A 26,123-nucleotide genomic window follows, 5' to 3' on the forward strand; every position below is an offset into this window, starting at 1 on the left:
AGCCTTCTGATGGTTCAGATTGATTCATCGGAAGGTTATTTTGCTATGTACTTGAAATCAATAGTAGCTGCTGGAGTTCAATGAGCTTATAATAGCAGGCAATAGAGCAACAGCCATAATGATATAGATCACAATTACAATAGCAGCCCAAAGAAGACCTGCCTTAGCGTAGTTCGCTTTGCTCGGATTCGTCGAGCCGCTAAAAGCCCACACAAACAGCATAACAAGCCCAACTACCGGTATAGCCATCAGGAGTAAACTGATCATCCACTCCTTGAATGAAACAGGTGGCGGGTAAACAGGGGCTGGTCTGGATGGTGCTCCTTGTTGATTGTGTTGCGGATTAAACTGGTTAGACAATTGAATCTTCTCCCTACGTGTTTAGTATGTTGTGTTTCCTATATTGACCAAAACATCATACATGATATGACAATAAGCAACAAGCAAAATTCAGTAAACAGTCTAATAGTACTATCATATGATCAAAAATAGGTCTATACACCCTATTGACGAAGCATTATTTATATATTATTGTATTGATATTAACATTTTGTTTTTATCAATTGATTCAAATTAAAATTTACATAAAGCATTCGTTGCTTGCTTGTGAAGCAAAAGCGAGGATGCCCCAAATATGAGCAGGTAGGTGACACAAATGAAAGATAAATTGAAACACAATCACAGTGGCTTGACGGAAGAGCAGTTTCTGGCCCTTTATGATGCGAATCAATATGAACGCCCATCCGTAACGGTAGATATGCTGCTATTTACTGTAATGGATCAGCTCCAGCAAAATTACCGTAAGCTACCGGAGAAGACACTTCAGCTTCTATTGATCCAAAGAGGAGAGCACCCCTTTATAGGACAATGGGCGTTGCCTGGCGGTTTTGTAGACATGAATGAAAGCCTCGAAGAAGCTGCACGACGCGAGCTTAAAACCGAAACCAATGTAGATCAGATTTATATGGAGCAGCTGTATACTTGGGGAGATGTGGCACGTGATCCGCGTATGCGGGTGATCAGCTGCGCTTATATGGCGTTAGTTGATCATGAATCCTTGGAGGTACAGGCAGGGGATGATGCCGCAGATGCTCAATGGTTTGAACTGGATTACAGTGTGGCTCAGGAGACGCGGACGAATCAACCGGAAGGTTATACATGGGAGCAAAACATTGACATTACATTGAAGCATGCGGACATCCTCCTGTCAGCCAAAGTGAAAGTAACTGAAATTCTTAAGGGGAAAACCATAGAAATCAAGCGAGAAGTGCTGGAGTCACAGGGAATTGCTTTTGATCATGCCAAAATTATTGCGTATGGTATTGAGCGTTTGCGCAGCAAAATTGAATATACAGATATTGCGTTTCACCTGATGCCAGCTCTGTTTACACTGAGTGAACTTCAGCAGGTGTATGAAATTATTTTAGGTAAGGAGCTGTTGGCCGCAGCTTTTCGTCGCAAAATAGCAGATCTCGTGGAAGAAACCAATGAGTACAGGAAGGCGGCTGGGCATCGTCCGTCCCAATTATACCGATTTAAGCCACGGTCACGTTTTATATAGCATAAAAGAAAGAAGAAGTGAGGAATATTCAATGGAAAAGTTTACATTTTTTTATCGCAGTCATTCGCCATTTTCGCAATGGTACCCATGTGAATTTGTCGTGGATGGGTTGGAGTTTAACTGTGCCGAGCAATATATGATGCTAAAAAAAGCGCAGCTTTTTGGAGACGAAGAGGCAGCCCTGAAAATTATGCAAGCCCCCACCCCAAGGGAGCAAAAAGCCCGTGGTCGCAGTGTGCGCGGATTTGACCAATCCTTGTGGGAAGCAAATTGCCAGCAAATCGTGTATGACGGAAATTATGCCAAGTTCACCCAAAATCAGAATTTGCTCAAGCACCTGCTTAAAACGAAGGGAACTACTCTGGTTGAGGCTAGTCCGACGGACACCATTTGGGGTGTAGGCTTAGCTGAAAATGATGCTCGTATACGGCACCGGAAGCTATGGCGAGGTACGAACTGGCTGGGGGAAATATTGACGAATTTACGTGAGGATCTATTGCAAAAGGAGGATTAGTCACCATGAAAAACACAATGAATTCCCGGAGTAATCGGGATGTTCGATCATATATGGCGCATGAAACACTGTCCATTTTGGAAAATGGGCATTATACGAATACCAAACAGGTACAAGTAAATATAGCAAAAGAGGTAGAAAATGCGGTCACAGGCTCGAAGCTATATAGACCTTCTCAACTGGTAGCCATAAAGCAAGAGGCAGAGCAAAGAATAAAAAGTATATGGGGAGCTTCTTCCGATGTAGGCGCACAGGCGATCATTGGAAAGATAGAAGTTACGGGAGAAAGTACGCTGCAGGCTGCACATAGACTCCAGGTCGAGGAGAAGCGGGAACACGTAGCATGTTTGAATTTTGCATCAGCCAAAAACCCAGGAGGTGGATTCCTCGGAGGCAGTCAGGCTCAAGAGGAAAGCTTAGCTCGTTCGTCCGCGCTGTATCCTTGCATTTCACAAATGGAGGAAATGTATCAACATAATCGGAAGCTGCGGAGCTGTTTTTATTCAGATTATATGATTTATTCTCCCCAAGTTCCTGTTTTTCGGGATGATCAGGGAACATTGCTGGAAAATCCGTATTTAGTCGATTTTCTGACCGCGCCTGCTGTGAATGCTGGAGTCGTGCGTGAACGGGAGCCAGAGCAGGTCAATCGGATTGGAGAAGTCATGTTGGAGCGTATCCGTTATATTTTGGGAATGGCCATGCAAAATGGTGTAGAACATCTTGTGCTTGGTGCTTATGGTTGTGGGGTATTCCGCAATAAGCCGGAAGAGGTTGCCGACTGGTTTAAGCAAGTACTTGTAGCTGAAGGATATGGACTGCTGTTTGAACAGATTGTGTTTGCAGTATTGGACCACAAAACAGAGCAGCGTACTTTAAACAGTTTTAAAAATGCTCTATCCTAATATCAGAGACATATTAACCATTAATACTGATGAAATAGGAGAGTGCTGAATGAACCCATCTTCCAACATTACCTGGCATGTATCAGAAGTGGATAAGCAAGCTCGACAGCTTCTGAACGGACATAAGAGTCCGGTGCTTTGGTTTACGGGGCTGTCTGGCTCGGGAAAGTCAACGGTATCCTCCACACTCGAAAAAGCATTATATGCACGAGGGATACGTACGTTTATTTTGGATGGGGATAATGTTCGGCATGGTTTGAATCGCAATTTGGGTTTTCTACCCGCTGACCGCAAAGAAAATATTCGTCGTATAGCGGAAGTGTCCAAGCTAATGGCACATGCGGGGGTTCTAACAATTTGCGCTGCCATTTCGCCTTATCGTGAGGATCGTGAAATGGTAAAGGGCATTTTACAACAGGAAGGCTGCTACGAGATTTATATCCAATGCAGTCTAGAGGAATGTGAACGTCGTGATCCAAAAGGAATGTACAAGAAAGCACGAGCCGGAGAAATTCATCATTTTACGGGGATTGATGCTCCATATGAAGTACCGCTGGAACCTGATTTAATCGTATCCACTGAAGGTCGGGAGGTAAGTCAGTCGGTACAGGATATTCTGGACTTTCTCGATAGAAAGCAGCTCCTATTATGATTTTATGATGAATTCCATATGAATATTGTCTGAAAGTCTCCATAACAAAACCTAAGAAGTGATCAATGTAATTATTACAGAACGTAAAAAATTCAAGTCATTTTATTGTAAATAAATAGAGCACTATTTTACGGCAAGCCTTAAGGGGCTTGCTTTTTTATTTGTGATTTTAAACTAATTCTAAATCCTAAATTGTAATAATTATAAAAAAGTATTGATTTTTATTTGTGTACAATTTATAGTGAAAGGCACATAGTCAACCAATTCATTCAAGAGGTGATTTCAATTATGAGTAACCAACCAACGAACCTGACTACAAGCTGGGGCGCTCCTGTTGGAGATAATCAGAATTCGATTACAGCAGGCTCACGTGGTCCCACATTAATTCAGGATGTGCATCTGCTGGAGAAACTGGCGCATTTTAACCGGGAGCGTGTGCCGGAACGCGTTGTTCATGCTAAAGGTGCCGGAGCGCACGGATATTTTGAAGTCACTAATGATTTGTCTTCATATACAAAAGCAAGTTTCTTGTCCGAAGTGGGCAAGCGTACACCGATGTTTATCCGTTTTTCTACTGTGGCAGGTGAGTTAGGCTCGTCCGATACTGTACGTGATCCACGTGGATTTGCGGTAAAGTTTTATACGGAAGAAGGGAACTATGATCTCGTGGGCAATAATACACCTGTTTTCTTTATTCGAGATGCCATTAAATTTCCTGACTTTATTCATACGCAAAAACGTCATCCCCAAACGCATCTAAAAAACCCGAATGCGGTCTGGGATTTCTGGTCCCTATCTCCTGAATCACTGCATCAGGTAAGTATCCTGATGTCTGACCGAGGTATTCCCGCTACACTTAGACATATGCATGGTTTTGGCAGCCACACATTCAAGTGGGTAAACGCCCAGGGACAGGCCGTATGGGTGAAATATCATTTTAAAACAGAACAAGGTATACAAAATCTTGATGTGGATTTAGCTGCGAAACTTGCCGGTGAAAACCCGGATTATCATATACAAGATTTGTTTAATGCGATTAAAAAGGGCGATTTCCCGGCATGGAAACTTTATGTGCAGATTATGCCTATAGAAGATGCGGATACGTACCGTTTTGATCCATTCGATGTGACCAAAGTATGGTCTCAAAAGGATTACCCACTGATCGAGGTAGGACGCATGGTGCTGAATCGCAATCCTGAGAACTACTTTGCTGAGGTAGAGCAGGCGACCTTCTCACCGGGTTCATTTGTTCCTGGTATTGAGGCATCCCCGGATAAGATGCTGCAAGGACGCCTGTTTGCCTATGGTGACGCACACCGCTACCGTGTAGGTGCAAATCATAATGCGCTGCCTATCAACCGGCCGCATGCGGAGGTACACAACTACCAACGCGATGGTGCATTGCGCAGTGACAGTAATGGCGGCGGATCTGCCTATTATGAGCCTAATAGTCTCGGTGGACCGAAAGAATCACCAGCTCACAAAATTGCTCCTTTTGAAGTGTCTGGTGAGGCACAGAGTGTAGCCTATGATCATCACGATCACTACACACAGCCAGGGGACCTGTACCGCTTGCTCAGTGAAGAGGAGCGCTCACGTCTGGTCCGAAACATCGTAAATGCGATGAAGCCTGTAGAAAGTGATGAAATCAAACTGCGTCAGATCGGCCATTTCTATAAAGCTGATCCTGAATACGGACGTCGTGTAGCGGATGGTCTAGGCTTGACCGTTCCACAAGGCGAGTAGAAGGATTGGTAAACTCCTATCCTAAGAACCGTATGAATAAATAATAAAAGGATGTCCCCACACCACGTACATGGTGGATGGGACATCCTTTGTTTTTGAGATCGATGTAAAGCAGATGCAACTAAATCCTCTTCAACCGAGGCAAATAGATCACCAGAAACAGTGACCGTCCCAGGGCAAAGATGATAAAGGATAACCAAAGTCCATGATTCCCAAAATGGGGAACGCACCAGAAGAGAGCGATCAAAAAGCAGACCAGTGAAATCAGCATCGAATTACGGATCGGATACGTTACCGTCATCCCTGTAAATACACCATAGAATACCAGTCCCAGCCCGGCTGCTAGGGGAAAGACCACCAGCCACCCATTGTAAGGAGTTGTCAGGCTAATCACTGTAGCGTTCCCCGTAAATAGCGAGATCAGCGGCTCTTTCAGTGCAAGGTACAATCCTCCCGTCACTACACCGGTAACCAGTGTCCAAAACCAGGACAAATGAATAACTCTTTGCAGCATTTTACGATCTCCGGCACCACGAGCCTGACCCGTCATGATGCTACTGGCGTTGGCGAATCCATCAAAAAAGTAAGCCATAATGTAATGGATCTGCAACAAAATAGCATTTGCCGCCAACTGATCGGTGCCAAAGCTCGCACTGCGCGCCGTAAACAGATTAAACATCGTCAACAGGCAGGCTGTACGAATCATGAGATCAAGGTTCGTCGCCATGACACTTTTCAACTCTGAGGCACCGAACCATTCTCGCCAATTCCTCTGTCCACTGCGCTTCCATTCTCTCCAAATCGGTGAACGGAACACCAGTGCAAGACCCAATACACATGCAAGAGCTTCTGCAATCAGAGTAGCGCTTGCGACCCCGGTGACATTCCAATGCATGATCTGTGTAAATACAAGAGCTAAAAGCATATTGATTACATTCATTGATATTTGTAAAAATAATGTAGCTTTCACGCGGGACAATCCCATCAGCCATCCGAGCAGCACATAGTTCACCAATGTAAGGGGTGCTCCCCAAATGCGGATGTTAAAATAAATTGCAGCTTGCTCTGCCACATCCTGAGCTGGACGGATAAGCTGGAGAGAAGCTAGCAGGATGGGCTTTTGCAAGACAATAAATACTGCACTGATGAGTAGAGCTATAGCCAGTGGGCGCATGAGAGCAGCTATGCCTTGGTCGTTATTTTGTGCACCTGCGGCTTGTGCTGTGAAAGCTGACGTACTGACTCGCAGAAAGCCAAACAGCCAATATAAAGTATTGAAAATCAGAGTACCGACTGCCACGCCGCCTAAATAGGCAGACTGGCCCAAATGACCGATTACTGCTGTATCCACCGCACCGAGTAGCGGGGTAGTAATCGTCGAAATAATTAAAGGGATTGCTAAAGCAAGATAGGCTCGGTGGGAAGGCAGCATGTTGAAAAAACCTCCAGTAATGATTGTGTATAGGGATGCCGATCCGAATGAAATAATGCTTCCTTGGAAAAATGCTCAAGCACACGGCCTTCTTTCATAACCATGATTCGATCACTCATAAAGTGCACAGCCGCCAGATCATGCGAGATAAACAGATAAGCCAGTCCAAACTCATCCTGCAAATCCTTGAGCAGATTTAAAACGGTGGCTTGTGTGGTCACATCCAAACTTGCAGTCGGCTCGTCCAATACGATAAATTCCGGTTCTGTACTAATGGCGCGTGCAATGGTTACGCGCTGCTTTTCCCCACCGCTGAGCTGATGTGGAAACTTATCCAGGTAGCTTGCCGGAAGCTTTACCATACCTAGCAGTTGTTCTGCTATATTCCAACGTCCAGAGGGCATCCCCGCCATAAAGGAAGGAACATAGCATTTGAGCTGATCCAATGGCTCCAGCAGGGATTGCAAAATGGTTAGTCTGGGGTTCAAAGCTGCGGATGGATGTTGAAATACCGCCCCCAGTCTGCTGCGAATCCGTTTTAATTCACTTCGCTTTAATCCTCGAATGGACTGTCCATCCAGTTTAAGCTCACCTTGATCAAACGTGTCCAATGTCAAAATACAGCGAGCAAGTGTGCTTTTCCCACTGCCGCTTTCTCCGACAACACCCAGACATTCTCCGGGTGAGACCGACAGAGCAACATCGTGCAGTACAGTTTTGCCCCCAGCGTAAGCCTTCGTCAAACCGGAGACGGTAACAACAGGATGAGGGCTGTCTTGCCACTGAGCGCAGGCGGCTTGATTATTCATGTAATATGCTCCTTTCCGGTGCAAGCTGTTCATCGGTGCTGTTGCATGGCAAACGTGAAGGAGCGTCTGGAGACAGCGGCGGAATAGCCGCCAGTAAGCGACGCGTATATGGATGGGCTGGATGGTCCAGCACCGCTTGCGTTTGACCAGCTTCAAGCAAAACACCTGTACGCATTACTGCAACTCGATCCGCATACTTCCGTACATGCCGTAGATCGTGAGTGATCCACATGACGGAAATCCCCGTTTCCATCCGGATTTGGTCAATGAGCTGGAGTACTCGGTGTGCAGTGAGCGTATCCAGCGCAGTTGTTGGCTCATCGGCAATGAGCAGCTTTGGCTCTAGAAGCAGTGCAGCTGCAATAGCTGCTCGCTGCAATTGACCGCCGCTGAGCTCGAATGGATAGCTGCGGTACACACGCTCGGCGGGAAGCTGTACGTGCTCCAACACCTCAAGACAGCGCTGCTTACGCGCTTTACGGTCTTGCTTGCCGTGAGCACGCATCAGCTCATCGAGTTGGCTGCCCACACGCAAAAAAGGGGTAAAAGCCCCGTGATAGTCTTGAAAAACGTAAGATATTTCACTACCAAGCAAGGAACGTCTTTGTTTAGCGGGTAGGGCAAGCAAATTCTCGTCATTCCACATTATGATTCCTTCAGCGCTAACAGAAGCGGGGAGGAGACCGCCAATAGCGAACGCAGTCATGCTTTTGCCGCTTCCGCTTTCTCCTGCCAGAGCACACCATTCTCCCGGACGAATGGCAAGCTCCAGTTGTTCTACAATCGTTTTTGCTTTTGTCCGAATCGTTAAGCCTTCAATAGTCAGCATGTAGTTCACTCCTCTGACCGGGTTTTAACATCATAACGGTCGCGTAGCTCGTCTCCAAACACATTCGCTAATAGTACCGTGAGCACGACAGCTATGCCGGGACCCAGCATTAAATGAGGGGCCATTTGAAAATATGCACGCCCTTCATTCAACATCGTGCCCCATTCGGGAATGGGCGGCTGAGGACCTAAGCCCAAAAAAGATAGAGAGGCGATCATTAAAATGATTTTGCCGATATCCAGCGTAGCCAGTACCAGTACATTCCCAATGGCATGGGGCAGAATATGCCGCATGACAATTCGCAGGGAGGAGGTACCCGCGAGTATGGATAACGAAATGTAATCCTTTTGCTTTTCAGCCAGAACGGTACTGCGCACCAGTCGGGCATAACCAACCCATTTTACTGCAGACACCGCAAATATAAGATTCCCTAAGCCTGGTCCGAGCAGGCCGCTTAGTACAATGGCAAAAATATAATCAGGCAAAGTCATGAAGGCATCGACCACACGTTGGAATACACGATCCATCCAGCCTCCAATAAATCCTGACAGCAGACCGAGGGGTACCCCGACAACCAGTGAAACGATCAAAATCAACAAACTGGTTCCGACTGTCGTCCGTAGTCCTGCTATGACCCTCGATAGCACATCTCTACCCAAATGATCGGTTCCCAGCCAGTGCATTGCACTGATCGGTTGAAGTCGACTCCCCATCTGGATATGATACGGATCTTGTGGAGCTAGGAAGGGTATGACTGTAATGGCTGTAAGAATGAACAGGATGAAGAGTGATCCGATCCATGCTTTGGACAATCGTGCCCTGGTGAACTGCCTGTTTTCCGCATGTACGGATTTTATCATGATAAACGTTTCTCCTTCAAAGCAATTTCAGGATTGACCCAACGATAGGACAGCTCTACCAAGATATTGAGACATATAATGAATATGGCCATAAAAATTGTATAGCCCTGTATAATGGGATAGTCCCTCGCGGCAATTGCATCCACAATCCATTTGCCAAGCCCCGGATAGGCGAACAGCACTTCGATTACCACCGTACCTCCCAGTAGGCTGCCTATGCTCTCACTGAATACTGTAATAAGTGGAATTAAGCTGTGACGGAACATGTGTCTGAAAAAAATGCGAACCGGACTGATTCCACGGGCTTGAGCCGCTTTGATAAAATCCTGTCCCGAGCTTTCAATCAGACTTGCGCGAATCATTCGTACATAAACAGCCGCCATTGCCAATCCGAGGGTAAGAGAAGGGAGGACTAAATGAAAAACGGTTCCATCCCCCATAGACGGCAAAATACGCAATTTAACTGCAAACCATTCGATAAACAAAAGCCCCAACCAAAAGCTGGGAATTGAGGAGCCAATTAAGGCAAACACACGACTGGCACTGTCAATCCAGCGGTTACGGTACAGTGCAGACATTGTGCCCAACGGGAGAGCTATCAGCAGCATAATGAACAGAGAGCCTCCAGTCAGGAGGAGTGTATAAGGCAGCTTTTCTATAAACTCTGTCAAGACTGGACGATGGGTTAGATAAGATTGTCCAAAATCCAACTGTAGCAACTGAACCAACCACTTACCATATTGCACAAGTAATGGTTGATCCAGCCCCAGTTGGCTGCGCATATCCGCAATTTGCTGATTGGATACAGCTACATCATCTACTCGGAGAATGCTCCGAACGGGATCGCCCGGAACAAGCTTAAGCAGACAGAAGCTCACAAAGGAAAGAATAAGAAAGAACAATATAAGCGTCAGAAACTTTTTGGCAATAGATTGAAGCATGCTAGTTCACATCCAAGTCCTGGGTCAACAGATAGTATTCACTTTGGCTGGTTACCCAGTTATGTACGTAATTACGATAGGCCACTACGTTGTTTGGATGAACTAGAAAGGATTGCAGATTTTCTTGATCAATCAGCGTGACAGCCTGCAGCGCTAGCTTGTTGCGTTGCTCCTCATTCACGGTTGTGTTCAGCTGCGTAATCATACTCGCGAGTTCTGGTACATGCACACGACCGTAATTCAATGCTCCCTCCGGCATATAGGCCGCATTCAGGAAATAGCTTGCATCGCCGCGCGGAGCTGTAATGTTACTGTAAGTCGCCAAATCCCAATCCTGATGAGCGGCCAGATATTCATCAATATTATCAACCTGACGGATATCAATCGTGATGCCAAGCTCCTTAGCGTTAGCCTGAATCAGCTGTGAAATGAGTGGAAGCTCCGCTCTCGACTGGTAGGTTAACAATGTAAGATGAAGGGAGGACCCGTCAGAATTCGTAACTTTTCCGTTCTGCACTGTATATCCAGCTTCTTTGAAGCCTTCTCGTGCTGCATTCAAATCAAACTTTTTCGTAATATATTCCGGTGAAAAAGGAAAGTCCGGCAAGAACGGACCTTGAGCAGGGGTTCCCTGACCAGACATAATACCGCTTGCAATCTCATCCCGGTTGATCAAATTATCGAATGCTTTGCGCACAGCTGTTTTTTTCAGATCATGATTGTTCATATTGTAAATAATTTGGTGCGTCCGCAGGCTAGGAAGTGAGTCAACTTTAACGGTAGAATCAGCTTTCAAGAGCTCCAGACTTTCAACGGGCGGACGATACACAATATCGGCCGTCTTAGCTTGAAAAGCAAGTTGACGTGCATTGGCATCTTCGTTAAACATGAATTTGGCATGTTTCAATTTTACTTCACCGTTCCAATAGTCCTCGTTGCGATCCAGATTCAGTTCACTTCCGGCACGGAAACTGACAACTTTGAACGGCCCCGTTCCTGATGGGAAGCCACCTGCGGCTGTGGTGTCCATAATTGCGGTATTCGGATGAACCAGCTCAGATACAAATTCCGGGAAGGGCTTGTCCGTCGTAATGCTCAAGATCTGCCCTTCTGCATGAATATCACGGATATGTAGCGCATTTTTAACCGATGGATTGAGCTTTAGTGCTCTTTCCAAAGAGGCTTTGACAGCTGCGGCATCTACGGCTTTACCGCTATGGAATTTCACGCCTGGTCGGATGCTAAAGGTCCAGTGCTGCCCGTCCTTACTGTTCCATTTTTCTGCAAGCCAAGCTTCCAGCTTGAGATCCTTATTAACTTTGATCAGTGTTTCATTTACTCCAGCACGAACGGCTGTGTAATTGATATCTGCATGAGGATCAATAGAAGGGCTTTGCACGTTGAACAATAAGGTGACACTTTTATCTTGTGGTGCCGTAGAGGATGTGGATGAAGATGATGGAGATGTAGCACAGGCTGTCATCATCACCGCCATGACCGCAGGGATAAATAGTTTGAAATATGAACGTTTAAACAACAGGGAACCTCCTTAATAGTAATCGTAATTTTTACGCTTTACTCCGTGAGTCATATCGTAACCAAATGAGGAGGATTTGTAAATATGTAATTATATGAATACCTATCTAGATTCGTAAAAAAAGGCTGCTTAACCATAAATGAGATGGTTAGCAGCCTTTAGGTTTATTCAGGTATTACATTTGGAATGAAAATAATAATTAATTAGTGCATGGGTGCTTTAGCAGTGCCATGTTCAACATGAACTCTGCGGATGAAAAACGCAAGGATCAGACCGATCACGCTGATGACCATTGCAAAGAAAAATGAATTCTGAGATCCGATTACCATGGCATTAGCCATTTCATTTACGGATTGAGGCATGCTGGATTGGCTCAAATAGCTGTCCATGCCTTTGGAGAGAATACTTACCGCTACGGCAGTACCGATTGCACCAGCGACTTGCTGGAGCGTACTCATAATAGCCGTTCCATCTGGGTATAGATCCATAGGGAGCTGGTTTAGACCGTTAGTTTGGGCTGGCATCATAATCATAGAAATACCGATCATCAAGCAGCTATGCAGCACAATAATGAGTACGAGCGTGGATGTCGTTGTAATGCCGGACAGGAAAAACAACACAGCGGCCACGATCACAAGTCCTGGAATCACAAGCCATTTGGGACCGAATTTATCGAATAAGGAGCCCATAATAGGCGACAATAGACCGTTGATAATCCCACCTGGCAGAAGCACCAAACCTGCTGTTAGAGCGGACAAGGCCAGCCCTTTTTGCAAAAAGAGTGGAAGAATCAGCATCGTAGAAAGGATCGTCATCATACATAAGAACACCATGATAACGCCGATCACAAACATTGGATATTTAAATACACGCAAATTCAGCATAGGTGCTTTCATTTTCAACTGTCGTACAGAGAACAGAATCAACGATATCACGCCGATGATCACAGGAAGCAAAACAACCAGGCTGGTCCAGCCTTCGCCACCTTCACCAGATTTACTGAAACCAAACACGACACCGCCGAAGCCAATGGAAGACAGGATAATAGATAAAAGATCAATCTTGGGCTTGGTCGGTTCTGAGACGTTCTGCATAAACAAAATACCGCAGATCAGCGATAGGACCAAGAAAGGAAGAGAGATCCAGAAGATCCAGTGCCAAGATAAATTCTGAAGTACCAGTCCTGCAATGGTAGGTCCTACCGCAGGTGCAAACATAATAACCAATCCGATGATTCCCATAGCCGCGCCTCTCTTTTCAGCTGGGAAGATAATTAAGATCGTGTTAAACATCAACGGCAATAACAGCGCTGTACCCATAGCCTGCAAAATGCGTGCGATCAATAACACTGAAAAGGTAGGGGCAAGCGCTGCAACGAGACAACCAGCTATTGAAAATAGCAACGATGTCACAAACAGCTGTCTTGTGGTAAAGGTTTGAAGCAGCAATCCCGATACAGGCACCAAAATACCAAGTGTCAGCAGATAAGCGGTAGTCAGCCATTGAGCTGTTGCAGTTGTAATATGCAAAATCTGCATCAAATCATTCAACGCAATGTTAAGTGCCGTTTCACTGAACATCCCAATAAAGCCACTAAGGAGCAGGGCAATCATAATAGGTAGCACCTTGAACGTTTTGGGTTCAGAGGGTGAGCTTGTTTGACTCATTGTACTCATGTTGTTTTTGTTCCTCCAATAAATTAATGGGTATTGAATTATAACGATCGGTCTATATATAATAAACATGCTATTATTTTTTTGTCAAAGTAAAAGTTTCAAATATTATATAATAAAGGATGCTGTATATGGCTGCTAAACCCGAATCATATGAGAATATCGTACAAACGGCGTCGAGGCTCTTTTTTTACCAGGGGTATCATGCTACCGGACTGAATCAGATTCTTGCGGAGAGTGGATCACCGAAGGGATCACTTTATTATTATTTTCCACATGGTAAAGAAGAGTTGGCTTTGGAGTGCATAAGAAGAGGGAATGAGTTTATTAAGCAAAAATTAAAACAGGCACTGAGTGGAAACGAAAATCCTGTAGTAGCCATTCAGGATTTTATTCGTCATACAGCTGAGGAGGCTGACCGTCTTGGCTTTGACAGCTTCATGCCGATTGGCTTCTGGGCTGCCGCGGAAACTTCCTGTATTAGTGAATCACTACGTCATGCCTGTGTGAATACGTTTACAGATTGGCAGCACATCTATATGGAACGCCTTCAGGAATCGGGCTTGGACGAGGAAAAGGCACACAGTCTGGCGGTACTGATCATCTCGATGCTCGAAGGGGCATTAATTTTAGCGGTTACACAACAGAGCAGTGCTCCTATTTATAATATCGTGGATTACATTCCACAGTTGGTCAAATGACTTAGTTGGTCGGTTTTCATGCGCCCCTAATGAGCTCTAACAAGCGACTTTAGAGAGTCGATGTTTTCATTTTTGAGAACTCGGCTTTTTGGTGCATCCTGGGACGTAATTTTACTCACATTACCAGCACCAAATGATGAAAAGTATGGTAAAATGGAATGAATTTGATTTTGCGCGAAAGGAAGAGTGATAGCAAGTGGCAAAAGCGAAGGTACCCAAACGGCCTACTCGGGATGAATTTGTACTGGAGGAAATCGGGAATCAGCTTGTAGAAGCACAACAAGAGCAATCCGAAGTTGTATTGACAGTATGGGGACGCGAAGAAGCAACCCGCGGACAAATCGTTAAAATGGACCCGAGAACAGGCAAGGTTCATGTAGAGAGTAATGGAGAAACGGATAAAGTTCCTTTTATGGATATCATGAGTGTAAATTACCCGAGAGATTAGTTGTGATTACATAAATATAACAGAAAGGGATGAAAGAATGTCAAAGTTAGGCGTCTCCCTTACAATCGGTATTTTTATGATCATCTTTTCAATAATTTTCGGTTTTAAAGTATATATAGCTGTTTCTGCTGCTATGTTCGGACTTTTTGCTTATCTAGCTACAGTAGGATATCTCAAACGTAACAGCCAGGATGATCCGTCAAATGATGGCTATTATGAATTTTTGGAAAATGCCAGGAACTAATAATTATTATTTGTGAATAAAAAAACAACCGAGTGGTTTACAGCCATCGGTTGTTTTTTTTATATTCTGCTGTATAAGTGGTAAGGAGAACCCGCATTGCTGCGTTGACCTAGGCCTGGTATGGGTTTATGTAGCTTTGATAGGGCTGGCATGACTGGCACGGGCTTCGGCTTTCTTAAGCACCTTACGATCGAAAATGAAGGGGCCGAACGGCAACAGCGAGGCAATTAAGGCTGCAAGCCCTTGCAGTAGCGTAATTTTACGCAAAATCAGCATGACAATAGTGGCAACCACATAAGCCACAAACAGTACCCCATGGATCATTCCCACCCAGCTTACCATTTGCGGCATTCCAGCTGCGTATTTAAGTGGCATGGCAATACACACAAGCAGCAGATAAGAAATCGCTTCAATATTACCAATGGCACCAAACGTCTTAAAAGCATTTTTGAACATAATACACCTCCTTTTTCTATTGCTTAAAATTTAATATATCCTATAATGCAATGTTATTAAACGGTAGAAAGTTACGATATATCGAATATTTACAGCTAGCTTTTAATATTTCCTCTGAGACTAGGGTAACAAGGTTTGCTTTGTATGGCTTAGCGCAAGAAAAAAATGTCTAGTTAGCCAAGCTCGAAGGCTTTGTGTATATGGACATTTCGAGGTTAACATGTACCCAATTGCTAAAGAATGCTAGTGTCAGGTCTAAACATTTGGTATGGAAATTCCGATAACAGTTAAATGAACGTCTGTACGTATGGTATATATTTTAAAAGCTGGATTACAGCAGAAGGGTTTGTGAGTTTACTTATTCGTTTTGACAACATAAAATTTCAATACTGGTATCAAGGAGAGCATAAAACATGAATAAAAAACGTTTGCGTCAATGGATGGCTCCGTTCGCAACGGCTACGCTGATTTTGAATACGGGGTATGGCATTTTAGGACCCGATGCAGTGGCTAGCGCGTTGCCGACTGAAAGGCATAACTCAAATCTGACAGGTTTGAACATACCACAATCACATACCAAATTAGCGACCGTTCAAGGACGCCAAATACCGATCACTTCTAGCACGAAATTGACTACATTAACCGGTCAGAAGCCTAATATTAACCAAGTGATGAAATTAATGTCGACCCAATTGGTTACTGCGAATATTGCGCCAGCAGAGATAAGCAATCTGACAGCGATCCCTACAGAAACAACAAAAGTAAACTTGTCCTGGACTAATCCATCGGACATCAATTTTGACCACGTAAAAGTGGTTAATGTCACTAACGATGTATATGTTGATAACATTCGAAGTAACTCTTATATGATGAGTGGTTTACAGCCGAATACGACATATACCTTTCTCGTGAAAACGGTGAATAAGAGTGGCAACGAATCTCAAGGTAAGCCAATAACTGTAAAAACAGCCTCCACTGACGCCCCTATAGACAAGACACCCCCAGGAGAAGTGAGCGGGCTGACAGCAACGAATATAGGATATAATGGATTTACCATCAATTACATACTGCCTAAGGATGCTGACTTAAGCCAAGCGATTATTTATTTAAATGGTACAGAAATTCAGAAAACCACAGGCACGTCTTACACGTTTAATGTGTTAAATGCTGCTACTGCCTACAATGTAACGGTCAAAACGATAGACAAATCCGGAAACTTATCTCAAGGAGTTAGTATTCCGGTTACAACGTCTTCAGTCTCTACCGATATCGTGCCCGAGGTGACAGGTGCTTCAGTGACATCAGTTAATAACTATAGTGTTACTGTTTCTTGGACAAAACCTAGCGGAATTAGTACAGTCAGTCTATATAAGGATGGACAACTGGTAACTGATTCAACAGGATCATCCTATACATTTAACAATCTTTCGGCAAGCCAGACATACACGTTCACGATAAAATCCAAGCGGAGCACAGGTGCGTTATCCTCCGGTGTGAAGCTGACTGCCACAACGGACAGTACATCTTCCAATTCGTCAGAAGTGTCTAATCTTGAAGTCGATAGCAAAAGCGACACCTGGATCAAAATCACCTATGATATGCCGAGTCGAGCAGAGAGGGTAAAAATCTATGTTGATGGTGATTATAAGGGAAATACAACCTCAGAATCCTATAAAATAACGGATTTACGAGAAGGACGCTGGTATGAGATTAAAGTCATAACCGTAAATAGTAGTGGAAGGGAATCTAGTGGTGTAAAGATATCCGAACGCACAAATTCGGATGGTTACTATTCTTCGTCCTCTAGTTCATCGAACTATGAGAAAGCGAGAGATTTAATGCGGATTGCGGAGAACAGTCTAAATGCGTCCGACTGGCGTTCTGCCAGAGATGCGATAAGTGATCTGCCAACTGGTACACGTAAAAGCGATCTGCTAGATCGACTGGAGGCTATTCGCAATAGGGCATTAGGCACCAGTAGTTCATCGTCCGGGACGAGTTCAACTACAACGACTTCCGGCACTACGACGAGTTACACGAACAATGCGGTTGCTTCATATACAACATCGTTCACCCTGACACCAGGAGCTAAAACAGCTTATGTTGATGGTCGGGCTACAACGATAGCTCAGGCGCCAAAAATTATAAATGGGGTAACGATGGTCCCGTTACGCTTTATCAGTGAGCGGGTGGGTTACGATGTAAACTATGAAAAAGGGACTAAAAAGATCATTCTGAATCGTCCTACAGACGGCAAACAAATAGTACTTCAAGTCAAGAATTCCACCCTTGCTGTATATGAGTTAAACAACTCCCGAAATTATTCGACGAACATCACTGCTCCGGTTATTGTTAACGGCTATACGCTGGTTCCATTACGAGTCATCAGCGAGCTTTCGGGTTATCAGGTAAACTATAATAGTGTATCCAAACAAATTACGATTACCAAATAAATACTCTAACAAAAAGAGTTCTAAAGTAAAAAACTTTAGAACTCTTTTTGTTAGGAGTTTATCATGATGTCGATGATACACGGATTGGTATCTCAATGCTTACCTGTCCGCCGCCTGTCTGGGTGGAGTTGGTGATGAGCAGCTGTCCGCCATGTAGGTTCACAATGGATTTTGTTATATACAGACCCATGCCGTAATGTCCAGTTAATCTTCTGGACGAGTCGCCCATATAAAATTGCTCCGCTGCCTGTTTGAGGCCTTCAGGAGAGAAGCCTGGGCCTTCGTCTACGATGCTTAAACGAATACACTCTTCGGCAGACTCCGCAGTCAGCCGAATTTCGCTATATTCCGGCGCTTGCTCTACCGCATTAGAAGCAACATTCATGATGGCTCGCTCAAGCAGAACTGGGTCTACATACAACGTACTAGGGAGGTTGTATGTAGCAAATACGACAGATATTTTTCTGACAGCGGCCAGAGCCATTACCTGATCTTTTATCTTAGTTAGATAGAAGTCAGTATCTATCGTTTCCGCCTGCAGGGTGGCTACTGTTTCCGCTTTTGAAATTTCAATAAGAGTCTTAATATACTGCTCCATTTGCCTGGTGCTCTCCGCTATATAATCGGTATAGTTTTTTTGCTCCTCCGATTGATCGGTTTCGGACAGCAACTCTACGTTTCCGCGAACGATAGTGAGTGGTGTTTTGACATCGTGTGCCAGGGCGGATATTTGCTCACGACGGGATTTTTCGAGATTCCATTGTTTCTGAAGCGAAGTCTTTAACGTTTCTTTCATTTTATCCATAGAATGGAGCACCCGATCGATCTCCATCACACCACTGAGCTGAATTGAGAAGTCCAGGTCCTGTGCTTGAATTTGCTTTGTAGCCTGCTGCAATCCACTCATTTTGCGCGTCAGCTTTCGTCCGAAGGAGGAAGCGAGTAGGGCTCCTCCCCCCAGGAAGGCGATACAAAACACGGCAAAAAAGGACAATTCCGCGTTCGGCAGATATTGACGTAGAATAGGAAGTTCAAACTGTGCCGAGACAGAGTAGCGCATCACAGTAACTTCATTATTATGTGAAACTTTTACATAGTTATAGGGAAATTGATAGGCAGTATTGCTCTGCTGCGTAACACTCCAAGCGGCTTGAGCCTGCTTTTCAGAAAGATTTCCCTCAATGTGGCGGCCTTCCGAAGTGAATGACGCGTATCTATATAGTTTCTGCCGAGAATCCGGCTGTAGGGTCTTGCCAGCTTCAATGATTGCCTTATCCTCCCGTACCTGATTCTCAGCATAGTTCGCGGGAAGAATGGTTCCACAAGACATCAGGATATAGAAGATGAGGACCAGGAACAGCGCTAGCGCAATCGTCCCGATACAGAACATAACTAAATAACCCAGAAAAATGGTTCGCAGTTTGGTTGTCTTATGTGCTTGCTGTATTTTGGCTACTTCCATCGGTACCCGATCCCCCAAACTGTCTCCACTGGCGAAACCTCTACTTTGCCAAGCTTGGCCCGGATATTTTTGATATGCTCCACGATGGTGGCGGAGTCGCTGTCTCCATCAAAGCCGAAGACGGCTTCGTAAATCTGCTCTTTAGAGAACACTTGACCCCAGTTCAGAGCTAGAAACTTACATATCTCATATTCACTTTTGGTAAACGGGATTACAACATTTTGAACGGTGATTTCCTTACCCGATAGATTGAAATGAACTTCCCCGATGCAGAATACATTACGCCTTTCACGATTCTCTCGTCTGAGATGAGCGTTGATTCGAGCGCGCAGCTCTCCAGCCCCAAACGGCTTGACAATATAATCGTCGGCTCCTTCCCCAAGGCCCAACATTACATCGTTCTCCATGGATTTTGCTGTAAGGAACAGGATCGGACAGTCTACCTTGCTGCGAATTTCCCGACAGAGTGTGAATCCGTCCATGTTCGGCATCATCACGTCCAGCAGGATGAGGTCAAAGGCTCCAAGCTGCATGGTGAGAACCTGTGGGGAGGTGGAGACTACCGTGACAACATGGCCATCTTTCTGCAAAATATTTTGAAGTAGTGCCAAAACGGCGGGTTCATCATCAACGGCCAACAAGTTTGCCATGCTTTATTCACTTCCCTTGCTTTCTTTCTCTAATCTTTACTCGGATGAATTTTGTCCTTCCCAACGACAAATCCATAACCCTAATAATACCATGATGACTAAGGTCCCTACTACGCAATATTTGATTCCCAAATCAAGCTGTATAGTTTCAGGGATAGAATCTGCTGAGCTTACGCCGTATTGCACCCAGATCGTGATGAAGCGGGCAGCCCAAGCAGAGGGGATGAATATCCAATTATGATCACCCAGCCCAGTTAGAAGCAAAGCGGACAATAGACTCTCCATGATGCCCAGACCGATAGAAGCTCCTTTACCGAATCGCAAACTAACGAAAAAATGTAGAATATAAAGGAATAAACTCGACATAAACAGAATGCAGGCACCCAACACATAAAACTTCAAGCCATACGGGGACTCTTTCAACAGATATATATAGCCAGCTCCAAAGCCGCCTGAGGCAAGCAGCACACTACCAAATCCCAAGCACAGAAGCAGGCTAAGCTTGCTCAAAAAAGGTAACAGCTTCACCGGCGAGGTCAAGAGGTGTTGAAAATTTCCAGCGACTGACTCCTGCTCAACAGCAATGGAGCATACAATACCAATCATGGTAGGAAGAGTCACAGCCAGGACCTGCAAATAGCCGTCTATCTTCGAAATCGATGAGTATGGAGTGAAGGAATAATAGGCAAGAAAGATTGCTATGCCTAAGAGTGGCACAAGCAGCTGCACCAGCAATAAGGGCTGCCTTCTAAGTTTGAGCACATCAGATTTCAGATTGCGGAAGAAAGATATCATCTTACTTAGCCTCCCGTTTACGGAAAGACATGGCCGTCAGCACTGACAGAATCATGAATAGACATACTGTGATCAACAGCCCGGGAACAATTATGCCTCTATCCAAAAGTGGATCTCCTGAAGGAACGGAAAGCCCATTAGGCAGCACTTGAATGACGGCGCACATCAATCGCGCTGGAATAGCATAGGGTACCGCCCACCATACAGAAGACGTAGCGAACAAGACGGTGCAGGCTACGTTGCCCAGCATGTTGATGATTAGGGTGGCAAACATGCCTATTCGATCCGTTAGGAACAGGCAAAGTGGAACTTGCCACAAAAAGGTGATGAAGAGTAGCAGAGTTGCAGCGACGCTTTCTGCTAGTGTCACGGAAGTTGAGAATACGAATCCGCCAAGAGTTATCCCTATAAATAGGATAATAGAGGAAACCATTAAGAGCCTTACGCAAACCCCGATTTTACCGTACCATATCCGAGCCAAATCTACAGATATGCCAAGGACAGCACGGTATTTCAGCTTCTTGCCATCCTTTTGGATCACTCCTGAGCACATTAAGGTGAGGGCACCTGGTAGCAGCATGAAATACCACCAATTGTAGCTGGCGCTTTGGAGCATACGTCCCCCCATGAGCCCAGTACATAGAAGAAGAGTAACGATCGGGGCCAGCCAGACCAGCTTTTTCGTGAAGGTGCGCTTTAATTTTAGATGTTCGGCGGCTATGTATTGCTGCATCCTACTCACCTCCCTTTCGATATTTCTGTGCAATCTGCATGAACAACGATTCCAGGTTTTGCCCTGGAGTGACCGTCTCTTGATAAGCTAATACGCCGCCGGCAATGATACCAACATGGTCAACGATTTGTTCGACTTCGGATAAAATATGACTGGAAAGAATTACGGTAATTCCTTGCTTCGGAAAGGAGCGAATTAGCTCACGTTGCTCCTGAATACCAATGGGGTCTAGTCCATTGGTTGGCTCATCTAAGATCAATAGCTTGGGATGATTGAGGAGAGCAATCGCAATGCCCAGCCGCTGTTTCATACCCATTGAGAACTGGCCGGAGCGCTTTTTCCCGGTATGGGTCAAATCAACAATGCTCAGCACTTCATCAATCCGCGAATCAGGTAGTCCAAGCAACGTTGTGCGAACCTTCAGGTTCTCTCTAGCTGTCAAATTCTCATAGAGTGGAGGAGCTTCGATCAGTGCGCCGATCTGAGCAAGATCTTTTCGGGACCAAGGTTTCCCTTGAAATAAAATTTCACCGGCTGTCGGGCGTAGCATACCGGTTAGCATTTTTAAGGTAGTTGATTTTCCTGCCCCATTTGGCCCGAGCAATCCATACACGGAATTCTCCTGAATAGACAACGCGACGTTGTTCACTGCCTGCTGTCGTCCAAAGGTTTTGCAGAGATTTTTAGTCTGTAAAATAATATTATCCATATCAGTTCATCCTTTTCATTCGTTCTGACAACTACTTTACAGATCAATTCTAAGAACTTTATAAGGATTGAAATATTAATGTTTCAAACTTTATGCATTCATGCAGTATTCGCTATAATGGATACAGTGATTTAGGAAAGGGATGTAATCATGAAGAAGGTTATCGTAATCGGGTCAGGAATTCTGGGGGCATCGACAGCATACCAGTTAGCAAAAATGGGCGCTGATGTCATTCTTGTAGACCGCAAAGATAAAGGACAGGCGACTGATGCAGCTGCTGGCATTATCTGTCCCTGGCTATCACAGCGACGCAATCAGGCTTGGTACCAGCTAGCCAAAGCGGGCGCACGTTTTTACCCCGAATTGATTGAAGAACTCAAAAGCGAGGGAGAAACAGAAACTGGCTATGCTCAAGTTGGGGCTCTCAGTATTCACGATGATTTGGAGAAAATCAAAAAAATGCAGGAACGGGCACACTTACGACATACAGATGCACCGGAAATCGGTGAAATTACGCAACTAAATGAAAAGGAAACCCATGAACAGTTTCCTTTATTAGAAGATCGATATCATTCTGTTCATATTAGCGGTGCCGCTCGTATAGATGGTCGTGCGCTACGTGACGCGTTGATCCGATCAGCCCAAAGAAATGGGGCAACCCTTATCCATGGGGATGCTGTGCTTCAATATAATTCCGACCATGTAACCGGAGTAACGGTCGATGGACATAGTTTTTCGTCTGACGTAGTCATTGTTTGTGCTGGTGCATGGGCCAATCAACTGATGCTGCCTTTGGGCATTCGCTTTAAAGTTAGTTTTCAAAAGGCACAAATCATGCATTTGCAGATCCTTGCCGGACAAGATACAGGCACCTGGCCTGTAATCATACCGCCTTCTGACCAGTATTTGTTGGCGTTTGATCAACAGAAGATCGTAATAGGTGCGACTCACGAAAATGAAATCGAAGGCTACGATACAAGAGTAACAGCAGGTGGAATGCAGGAAATCCTAAATAAAGGTTTAGAATTAGCACCTGGTTTGGCAAATAGCACTTTTCAGGAGGTAAGAGTCGGTTTCCGTCCTTTTACCCCCGGTTTTCTACCGGTGCTTGGAGCTGTGCCTGGCTGGAACGGCCTTATAGCTGCCAATGGGCTTGGAGCATCCGGGCTGACCATGGGTCCCTTTATTGGAAGCCAACTGGCAAAGTTAGCACTGGGGATGGCTTTGGATATCAACATCGATGAATATGATATTCGAAATGCTATTGATGAAGATTGATCCTTGAAGCTGGACAACAACAGTAGATATGCATAAGAAGCCGCCCTACTGGCGGCTTTTCTAATAATATAAGTTCTTTTCCTGGCCCAAAGATAGAGCTTATGTCGATTTTTTAAGGTTACTCGTTTCTATTTTAGTCTTAGACCTAGTAAAACCCCGCTACGTAGGAACAAGATTAGTGACACACCGAAACAAATCACAGAAAACAGGCTAACGGAAATAAAACCACCGCTGTGCGCGTATAGCATTCCTGCTGTGAAAGAGCCAACCATTGTTCCAAAATACATAGAAGAATTGGCAAGTGATGAAACTGTTCCGCGTGCTGTGGCAGATAAGGTTTGAAGCATACTCATCATAAGCGGGAAAATCATTCCAAGGATAAGGAAGATCAGAAAATATGTAATTTCGACATAGGTCACACTAGGTAAATAGGGCAGAAGCAAATAAAGCAGACTGATGAAAATTACGCCATAGATCAAAGAGTGCTTAGGCCCCACTTTGTTAACTAAGCTGCTCCCAAATAAGCTGCTGATCGTATTTCCTAAACCAAGGAATAATATCACCGTACCAATATTTGCAACATTGAGGCTGAATTTGTCGGACAGCCATGTGCCAATAAAAGAGAAGGCAGCAAAATTTCCGAGTTGGAACAGGAAGTAGGCCAGAAAAGCGACCTTAGGTGTTGACCCCTGCAGCAATGAACGGTATCTGTTCCTAATCGAGGGAGCCTTTTGCTTCTGTATAGAAGGAGGCAAGGCGGGCAAGAGAACAGCAGTCCAAATAACGATCAGGAAGGTGCAGCAACCAATCATAATAAAGGGGGTTTGCCACCCGGCGGTAGCGAGATAGCTGCCAATGGGCACGCCTAGCATTTGGGAAAAAGCTAATCCTGCGGTGACAACTCCCATGGCTTTTAACACTTTATGTGGTTGAACTAACTGAGGAATGGCTGCCCAAACTTGAGGTGAGGCAAAAGCGGCACTAATGCCAGCCAATAAGCGAAAAGCAAACATGGTCCAAAAATCAACGGCAAAGCCGCAAAGTAGAGTGAAGATACCAAAACCAAGTAAGCCGAACAGTAGTACTTTTTTTCGATTCCATGCATCTGACAACGGTCCTGCAATTAAGGCAAACAGAGCATACCCTAAAGCATAGGCTGAAACAATCCAGCCCGATTGTTCGATAGAAATGCCGAAGCTTTCACGAAGAATAGGTAGAAGAGGCGACACAATGAACGTATCTGTACCAATGAAAAACATGATCAAGAAAAACAAGGTGATAATTTTATTCAAAACGAAACCCTCCATTTGTTCTATAGTTCGAATATTTTCGAATAATAGAAATATAGCATTCCAATATGCTATAATGCAACTATAATTCTTTGTTAGGCAGGTGAACGGATCTTGAGAACGCTGTATCATCCCAACGTAATTGAAATTACTCTACCTACAGTTTTATATGCTCTAAGTGACCCCATTCGGCTTAATATCATCCAGATTTTAGCCGAAAAAGGGGAGCAATCCTGTAGCTCGATAGATATTTCAGCTCCAAGGTCAACCTTGTCTCATCATTTTAAGGTTCTTCGGGAATCAGGGGTCATTCATACGAGAATAGAGGGAACCCAACGCTTTATCTCTATCCGTTACGATGATTTGAATGAACGCTTTCCTAGCTTGCTGTCGGCCGTACTGATGGGCTTGAAGCAATAAAAGAAAAAGGTCTAGTTAGCATAAAACTAACTAGACCTTATTTGTCGAAGAACAACCATATATAATTATAAATTGCCGCTTATTTTGCAGTTAGAGAGAAGCTGATCCCTCTACACGTCATTCATCATGTCGTTGAGATGCGAATTCTCCAACGATTGTGTCAGGGTTTGCATATTTTTCAAGTAGTCGATTTTATAGATACAGGAGTAAATCACGTTTAATACATAGTCAAAGGCAATTTGCGACGAAAAAGTACCAATCTTGGCATGCTTTACTTCGTCATTAGGCACCTGGATACATATACTACTTCGTTTGGCCAACTCACTTTGATTGGTAGCTGTAATGGTGATAAAAGGGATATTCTCACGCGTAAAATGTCGTGCCGCTTTTAAAAAAATCGGTGACTTACCGTGGTAAGTTAAGAAAATAGCGCAATCTTCTGAAGTTAGATTAGCCGTATGGTAAGCCCATTCAGACAGCTCCGTGGCTATAACCACATACTTGTTGATTTTTACTAATTTATTCTGAAAACTTTTTGCTCGGATTTGTGAATCCCCTAACGCATATATAAAGATCCTATTTGCTTGATCCAGTAACTTGGCTGTTTGTGACAGTAAGTGATCATCCATGAATGTAAAGTTTTTTTCAATCGTTTCCTTCATTAATTCAGCAATTTCTTTCGCCACTTGAAGTGGGGTTTCATCAAACCCGAATGGATAGTTGGGGTCTACATTGGAAATATTCTGGGTATCTTGCTGGAATTCCCGAGCGAGTTTTATTATAAACTCCTTGAAGCCGGATAGCCCAAGTTTGTGAATTAATCGATTAATGGCGGAATGCGAAGTATACGTAGCTTTGGCAAGCTCCTGAATATTTAAGTGCAGGATCGATTCCTTGTGGACCAAAATGTAGGAAGCAATGCTTTTTTCGTTTGGTGTAAAGTTTTGCATTTCTGATAATTGCATCAGTATTTTCAACAGGTTCCCCCCGGTTCAATTGAAATAACGTTTGATAAAAGATACCCAA

Annotated in this window: 27 protein-coding genes; 11 read left to right on the forward strand and 16 right to left on the reverse strand. The window is 44.5% G+C overall.

What is annotated here, in order from left to right; genetic code table 11:
* Nucleotides 1-57 precede the first annotated feature (57 nt).
* The gene (locus ACU1JV_RS16400; RefSeq protein WP_043885972.1) at nucleotides 58-360 is read right to left on the reverse strand and encodes a hypothetical protein; all 303 of its coding nucleotides are present in this window, start codon (nucleotides 358-360) and stop codon (nucleotides 58-60) included.
* A 295-nt stretch (nucleotides 361-655) separates the two neighbouring features.
* On the opposite strand from ACU1JV_RS16400, the gene ACU1JV_RS16405 reads away from it, so the two are divergent.
* From ACU1JV_RS16405 to katA, 5 genes are all read left to right on the forward strand, one after another.
* Nucleotides 656-1,561: an NUDIX hydrolase gene (locus ACU1JV_RS16405; RefSeq protein ID WP_413986191.1), complete on the forward strand. Its 906-nt coding sequence runs from the start codon at nucleotides 656-658 to the stop codon at nucleotides 1,559-1,561.
* A gap of 31 nt (nucleotides 1,562-1,592) precedes the next feature.
* Nucleotides 1,593-2,075 (forward strand): NADAR family protein, encoded by a 483-nt coding sequence (locus ACU1JV_RS16410; protein WP_013371357.1) that lies wholly within the window; start codon nucleotides 1,593-1,595, stop codon nucleotides 2,073-2,075.
* 5 nt (nucleotides 2,076-2,080) lie between these two features.
* Nucleotides 2,081-2,980 carry a TIGR02452 family protein gene (locus ACU1JV_RS16415; RefSeq protein WP_413986190.1) on the forward strand — a complete coding sequence of 300 codons (900 nt, stop codon included), beginning with the start codon at nucleotides 2,081-2,083 and terminating at the stop codon, nucleotides 2,978-2,980.
* A gap of 49 nt (nucleotides 2,981-3,029) precedes the next feature.
* On the forward strand, nucleotides 3,030-3,632 hold the full coding sequence (gene cysC, locus ACU1JV_RS16420) for an adenylyl-sulfate kinase (protein WP_413986189.1): 603 nt from the start codon (nucleotides 3,030-3,032) through the stop codon (nucleotides 3,630-3,632).
* A 288-nt stretch (nucleotides 3,633-3,920) separates the two neighbouring features.
* Nucleotides 3,921-5,378 (forward strand): catalase KatA, encoded by a 1,458-nt coding sequence (gene katA / locus ACU1JV_RS16425; RefSeq protein ID WP_413986188.1) that lies wholly within the window; start codon nucleotides 3,921-3,923, stop codon nucleotides 5,376-5,378.
* 121 nt (nucleotides 5,379-5,499) lie between these two features.
* Here katA and ACU1JV_RS16430 read toward each other — a convergent pair whose 3' ends face one another.
* The 7 genes from ACU1JV_RS16430 to ACU1JV_RS16460 all read right to left on the reverse strand — a co-directional run bounded on the left by ACU1JV_RS16430 (nucleotide 5,500) and on the right by ACU1JV_RS16460 (nucleotide 13,453).
* Entirely contained in the window at nucleotides 5,500-6,810 is a 1,311-nt protein-coding gene (locus ACU1JV_RS16430; RefSeq protein WP_165080632.1) for an MATE family efflux transporter, read from the reverse strand.
* Nucleotides 6,777-7,619 carry an ABC transporter ATP-binding protein gene (locus ACU1JV_RS16435; protein WP_137078583.1) on the reverse strand — a complete coding sequence of 281 codons (843 nt, stop codon included), beginning with the start codon at nucleotides 7,617-7,619 and terminating at the stop codon, nucleotides 6,777-6,779. Before ACU1JV_RS16435 ends, ACU1JV_RS16430 begins: the two co-directional genes overlap by 34 nt.
* Nucleotides 7,612-8,448, reverse strand: coding sequence for an ATP-binding cassette domain-containing protein (locus ACU1JV_RS16440; protein ID WP_129549395.1), 837 nt, complete (start codon nucleotides 8,446-8,448; stop codon nucleotides 7,612-7,614). The genes ACU1JV_RS16435 and ACU1JV_RS16440 overlap by 8 nt, the downstream gene beginning before the upstream one ends.
* A gap of 5 nt (nucleotides 8,449-8,453) precedes the next feature.
* Nucleotides 8,454-9,308: a nickel transporter permease gene (nikC, locus tag ACU1JV_RS16445; RefSeq protein WP_165080628.1), complete on the reverse strand. Its 855-nt coding sequence runs from the start codon at nucleotides 9,306-9,308 to the stop codon at nucleotides 8,454-8,456.
* Nucleotides 9,305-10,249, reverse strand: coding sequence for a nickel ABC transporter permease (nikB, locus tag ACU1JV_RS16450; RefSeq protein WP_165080626.1), 945 nt, complete (start codon nucleotides 10,247-10,249; stop codon nucleotides 9,305-9,307). The genes nikC and nikB overlap by 4 nt, the downstream gene beginning before the upstream one ends.
* 1 nt (nucleotide 10,250) lies before the next feature.
* Entirely contained in the window at nucleotides 10,251-11,786 is a 1,536-nt protein-coding gene (nikA, locus tag ACU1JV_RS16455; RefSeq protein WP_165080624.1) for a nickel ABC transporter substrate-binding protein, read from the reverse strand.
* A 203-nt stretch (nucleotides 11,787-11,989) separates the two neighbouring features.
* Nucleotides 11,990-13,453 carry a DHA2 family efflux MFS transporter permease subunit gene (locus ACU1JV_RS16460; RefSeq protein ID WP_064964240.1) on the reverse strand — a complete coding sequence of 488 codons (1,464 nt, stop codon included), beginning with the start codon at nucleotides 13,451-13,453 and terminating at the stop codon, nucleotides 11,990-11,992.
* A 137-nt stretch (nucleotides 13,454-13,590) separates the two neighbouring features.
* Here ACU1JV_RS16460 and ACU1JV_RS16465 point away from each other — a divergent pair, with 137 nt between their 5' ends.
* The 3 genes from ACU1JV_RS16465 (at nucleotide 13,591) to ACU1JV_RS16475 (ending at nucleotide 14,852) form a co-directional block, all read left to right on the forward strand.
* Complete coding sequence (locus tag ACU1JV_RS16465; RefSeq protein WP_165080622.1) at nucleotides 13,591-14,160, forward strand: TetR/AcrR family transcriptional regulator; 570 nt, start codon at nucleotides 13,591-13,593, stop codon at nucleotides 14,158-14,160.
* A 196-nt stretch (nucleotides 14,161-14,356) separates the two neighbouring features.
* Nucleotides 14,357-14,608 (forward strand): YolD-like family protein, encoded by a 252-nt coding sequence (locus tag ACU1JV_RS16470; RefSeq protein WP_025364962.1) that lies wholly within the window; start codon nucleotides 14,357-14,359, stop codon nucleotides 14,606-14,608.
* A 37-nt stretch (nucleotides 14,609-14,645) separates the two neighbouring features.
* The gene (locus ACU1JV_RS16475) at nucleotides 14,646-14,852 is read left to right on the forward strand and encodes a hypothetical protein (protein WP_013371344.1); all 207 of its coding nucleotides are present in this window, start codon (nucleotides 14,646-14,648) and stop codon (nucleotides 14,850-14,852) included.
* Nucleotides 14,853-14,978: 126 nt separating this feature from the next.
* On the opposite strand, the gene ACU1JV_RS16480 is transcribed toward ACU1JV_RS16475, so the two are convergent.
* Nucleotides 14,979-15,308, reverse strand: coding sequence for a DUF3817 domain-containing protein (locus ACU1JV_RS16480; RefSeq protein ID WP_064964129.1), 330 nt, complete (start codon nucleotides 15,306-15,308; stop codon nucleotides 14,979-14,981).
* Nucleotides 15,309-15,721: 413 nt separating this feature from the next.
* Here ACU1JV_RS16480 and ACU1JV_RS16485 point away from each other — a divergent pair, with 413 nt between their 5' ends.
* On the forward strand, nucleotides 15,722-17,761 hold the full coding sequence (locus ACU1JV_RS16485) for a fibronectin type III domain-containing protein (RefSeq protein WP_165080620.1): 2,040 nt from the start codon (nucleotides 15,722-15,724) through the stop codon (nucleotides 17,759-17,761).
* A gap of 61 nt (nucleotides 17,762-17,822) precedes the next feature.
* Here ACU1JV_RS16485 and ACU1JV_RS16490 read toward each other — a convergent pair whose 3' ends face one another.
* From ACU1JV_RS16490 to ACU1JV_RS16510, 5 genes are read right to left on the reverse strand one after another with little or no spacing between them, the layout of a single operon-like run.
* Nucleotides 17,823-19,223 carry a HAMP domain-containing sensor histidine kinase gene (locus ACU1JV_RS16490; RefSeq protein WP_165080618.1) on the reverse strand — a complete coding sequence of 467 codons (1,401 nt, stop codon included), beginning with the start codon at nucleotides 19,221-19,223 and terminating at the stop codon, nucleotides 17,823-17,825.
* Nucleotides 19,214-19,873, reverse strand: coding sequence for a response regulator transcription factor (locus ACU1JV_RS16495; RefSeq protein WP_013371340.1), 660 nt, complete (start codon nucleotides 19,871-19,873; stop codon nucleotides 19,214-19,216). Before ACU1JV_RS16495 ends, ACU1JV_RS16490 begins: the two co-directional genes overlap by 10 nt.
* 36 nt (nucleotides 19,874-19,909) lie before the next feature.
* Entirely contained in the window at nucleotides 19,910-20,668 is a 759-nt protein-coding gene (locus ACU1JV_RS16500; RefSeq protein WP_165080616.1) for a lantibiotic immunity ABC transporter MutG family permease subunit, read from the reverse strand.
* Between the two features lies 1 nt (nucleotide 20,669).
* Nucleotides 20,670-21,401: a lantibiotic immunity ABC transporter MutE/EpiE family permease subunit gene (locus tag ACU1JV_RS16505; RefSeq protein WP_413986187.1), complete on the reverse strand. Its 732-nt coding sequence runs from the start codon at nucleotides 21,399-21,401 to the stop codon at nucleotides 20,670-20,672.
* 1 nt (nucleotide 21,402) lies between these two features.
* The gene (locus ACU1JV_RS16510) at nucleotides 21,403-22,110 is read right to left on the reverse strand and encodes a lantibiotic protection ABC transporter ATP-binding protein (protein ID WP_058830832.1); all 708 of its coding nucleotides are present in this window, start codon (nucleotides 22,108-22,110) and stop codon (nucleotides 21,403-21,405) included.
* Nucleotides 22,111-22,260: 150 nt separating this feature from the next.
* On the opposite strand from ACU1JV_RS16510, the gene ACU1JV_RS16515 reads away from it, so the two are divergent.
* A complete protein-coding gene (locus tag ACU1JV_RS16515; protein ID WP_413986186.1) occupies nucleotides 22,261-23,388 on the forward strand; it encodes an NAD(P)/FAD-dependent oxidoreductase in 1,128 nt (375 codons plus the stop codon).
* Nucleotides 23,389-23,516: 128 nt separating this feature from the next.
* Here ACU1JV_RS16515 and ACU1JV_RS16520 read toward each other — a convergent pair whose 3' ends face one another.
* A complete protein-coding gene (locus ACU1JV_RS16520; protein ID WP_346834059.1) occupies nucleotides 23,517-24,680 on the reverse strand; it encodes an MFS transporter in 1,164 nt (387 codons plus the stop codon).
* A gap of 111 nt (nucleotides 24,681-24,791) precedes the next feature.
* Here ACU1JV_RS16520 and ACU1JV_RS16525 point away from each other — a divergent pair, with 111 nt between their 5' ends.
* Nucleotides 24,792-25,097, forward strand: coding sequence for an ArsR/SmtB family transcription factor (locus tag ACU1JV_RS16525; RefSeq protein ID WP_446724604.1), 306 nt, complete (start codon nucleotides 24,792-24,794; stop codon nucleotides 25,095-25,097).
* Between the two features lie 110 nt (nucleotides 25,098-25,207).
* Here the strand turns inward: ACU1JV_RS16525 and ACU1JV_RS16530 are convergent, their stop codons facing one another.
* A complete protein-coding gene (locus ACU1JV_RS16530; protein ID WP_165080612.1) occupies nucleotides 25,208-26,074 on the reverse strand; it encodes a MurR/RpiR family transcriptional regulator in 867 nt (288 codons plus the stop codon).
* Between the last annotated feature and the right edge of the window lie 49 nt (nucleotides 26,075-26,123).

It is taken from the genome of Paenibacillus sp. T2-29 (genome assembly GCF_052921365.1).

What these genes read in the sequence shown, in the direction of transcription:
- ACU1JV_RS16405 (WP_413986191.1), top strand. Translation starts at nt 656, where the DNA reads ATGAAAGATAAATTGAAACACAATCACAGTGGCTTGACGGAAGAGCAG.
- ACU1JV_RS16410 (WP_013371357.1), top strand. Translation starts at nt 1,593, where the DNA reads ATGGAAAAGTTTACATTTTTTTATCGCAGTCATTCGCCATTTTCGCAA.
- ACU1JV_RS16415 (WP_413986190.1), top strand. Translation starts at nt 2,081, where the DNA reads ATGAAAAACACAATGAATTCCCGGAGTAATCGGGATGTTCGATCATAT.
- cysC (WP_413986189.1), top strand. Translation starts at nt 3,030, where the DNA reads ATGAACCCATCTTCCAACATTACCTGGCATGTATCAGAAGTGGATAAG.
- katA (WP_413986188.1), top strand. Translation starts at nt 3,921, where the DNA reads ATGAGTAACCAACCAACGAACCTGACTACAAGCTGGGGCGCTCCTGTT.
- ACU1JV_RS16430 (WP_165080632.1), bottom strand. Translation starts at nt 6,810, where the DNA reads ATGCTGCCTTCCCACCGAGCCTATCTTGCTTTAGCAATCCCTTTAATT.
- ACU1JV_RS16435 (WP_137078583.1), bottom strand. Translation starts at nt 7,619, where the DNA reads ATGAATAATCAAGCCGCCTGCGCTCAGTGGCAAGACAGCCCTCATCCT.
- ACU1JV_RS16440 (WP_129549395.1), bottom strand. Translation starts at nt 8,448, where the DNA reads ATGCTGACTATTGAAGGCTTAACGATTCGGACAAAAGCAAAAACGATT.
- nikC (WP_165080628.1), bottom strand. Translation starts at nt 9,308, where the DNA reads ATGATAAAATCCGTACATGCGGAAAACAGGCAGTTCACCAGGGCACGA.
- nikB (WP_165080626.1), bottom strand. Translation starts at nt 10,249, where the DNA reads ATGCTTCAATCTATTGCCAAAAAGTTTCTGACGCTTATATTGTTCTTT.
- ACU1JV_RS16460 (WP_064964240.1), bottom strand. Translation starts at nt 13,453, where the DNA reads ATGAGTCAAACAAGCTCACCCTCTGAACCCAAAACGTTCAAGGTGCTA.
- ACU1JV_RS16465 (WP_165080622.1), top strand. Translation starts at nt 13,591, where the DNA reads ATGGCTGCTAAACCCGAATCATATGAGAATATCGTACAAACGGCGTCG.
- ACU1JV_RS16475 (WP_013371344.1), top strand. Translation starts at nt 14,646, where the DNA reads ATGTCAAAGTTAGGCGTCTCCCTTACAATCGGTATTTTTATGATCATC.
- ACU1JV_RS16480 (WP_064964129.1), bottom strand. Translation starts at nt 15,308, where the DNA reads ATGTTCAAAAATGCTTTTAAGACGTTTGGTGCCATTGGTAATATTGAA.
- ACU1JV_RS16485 (WP_165080620.1), top strand. Translation starts at nt 15,722, where the DNA reads ATGAATAAAAAACGTTTGCGTCAATGGATGGCTCCGTTCGCAACGGCT.
- ACU1JV_RS16490 (WP_165080618.1), bottom strand. Translation starts at nt 19,223, where the DNA reads ATGGAAGTAGCCAAAATACAGCAAGCACATAAGACAACCAAACTGCGA.
- ACU1JV_RS16495 (WP_013371340.1), bottom strand. Translation starts at nt 19,873, where the DNA reads ATGGCAAACTTGTTGGCCGTTGATGATGAACCCGCCGTTTTGGCACTA.
- ACU1JV_RS16500 (WP_165080616.1), bottom strand. Translation starts at nt 20,668, where the DNA reads ATGATATCTTTCTTCCGCAATCTGAAATCTGATGTGCTCAAACTTAGA.
- ACU1JV_RS16505 (WP_413986187.1), bottom strand. Translation starts at nt 21,401, where the DNA reads ATGCAGCAATACATAGCCGCCGAACATCTAAAATTAAAGCGCACCTTC.
- ACU1JV_RS16510 (WP_058830832.1), bottom strand. Translation starts at nt 22,110, where the DNA reads ATGGATAATATTATTTTACAGACTAAAAATCTCTGCAAAACCTTTGGA.
- ACU1JV_RS16515 (WP_413986186.1), top strand. Translation starts at nt 22,261, where the DNA reads ATGAAGAAGGTTATCGTAATCGGGTCAGGAATTCTGGGGGCATCGACA.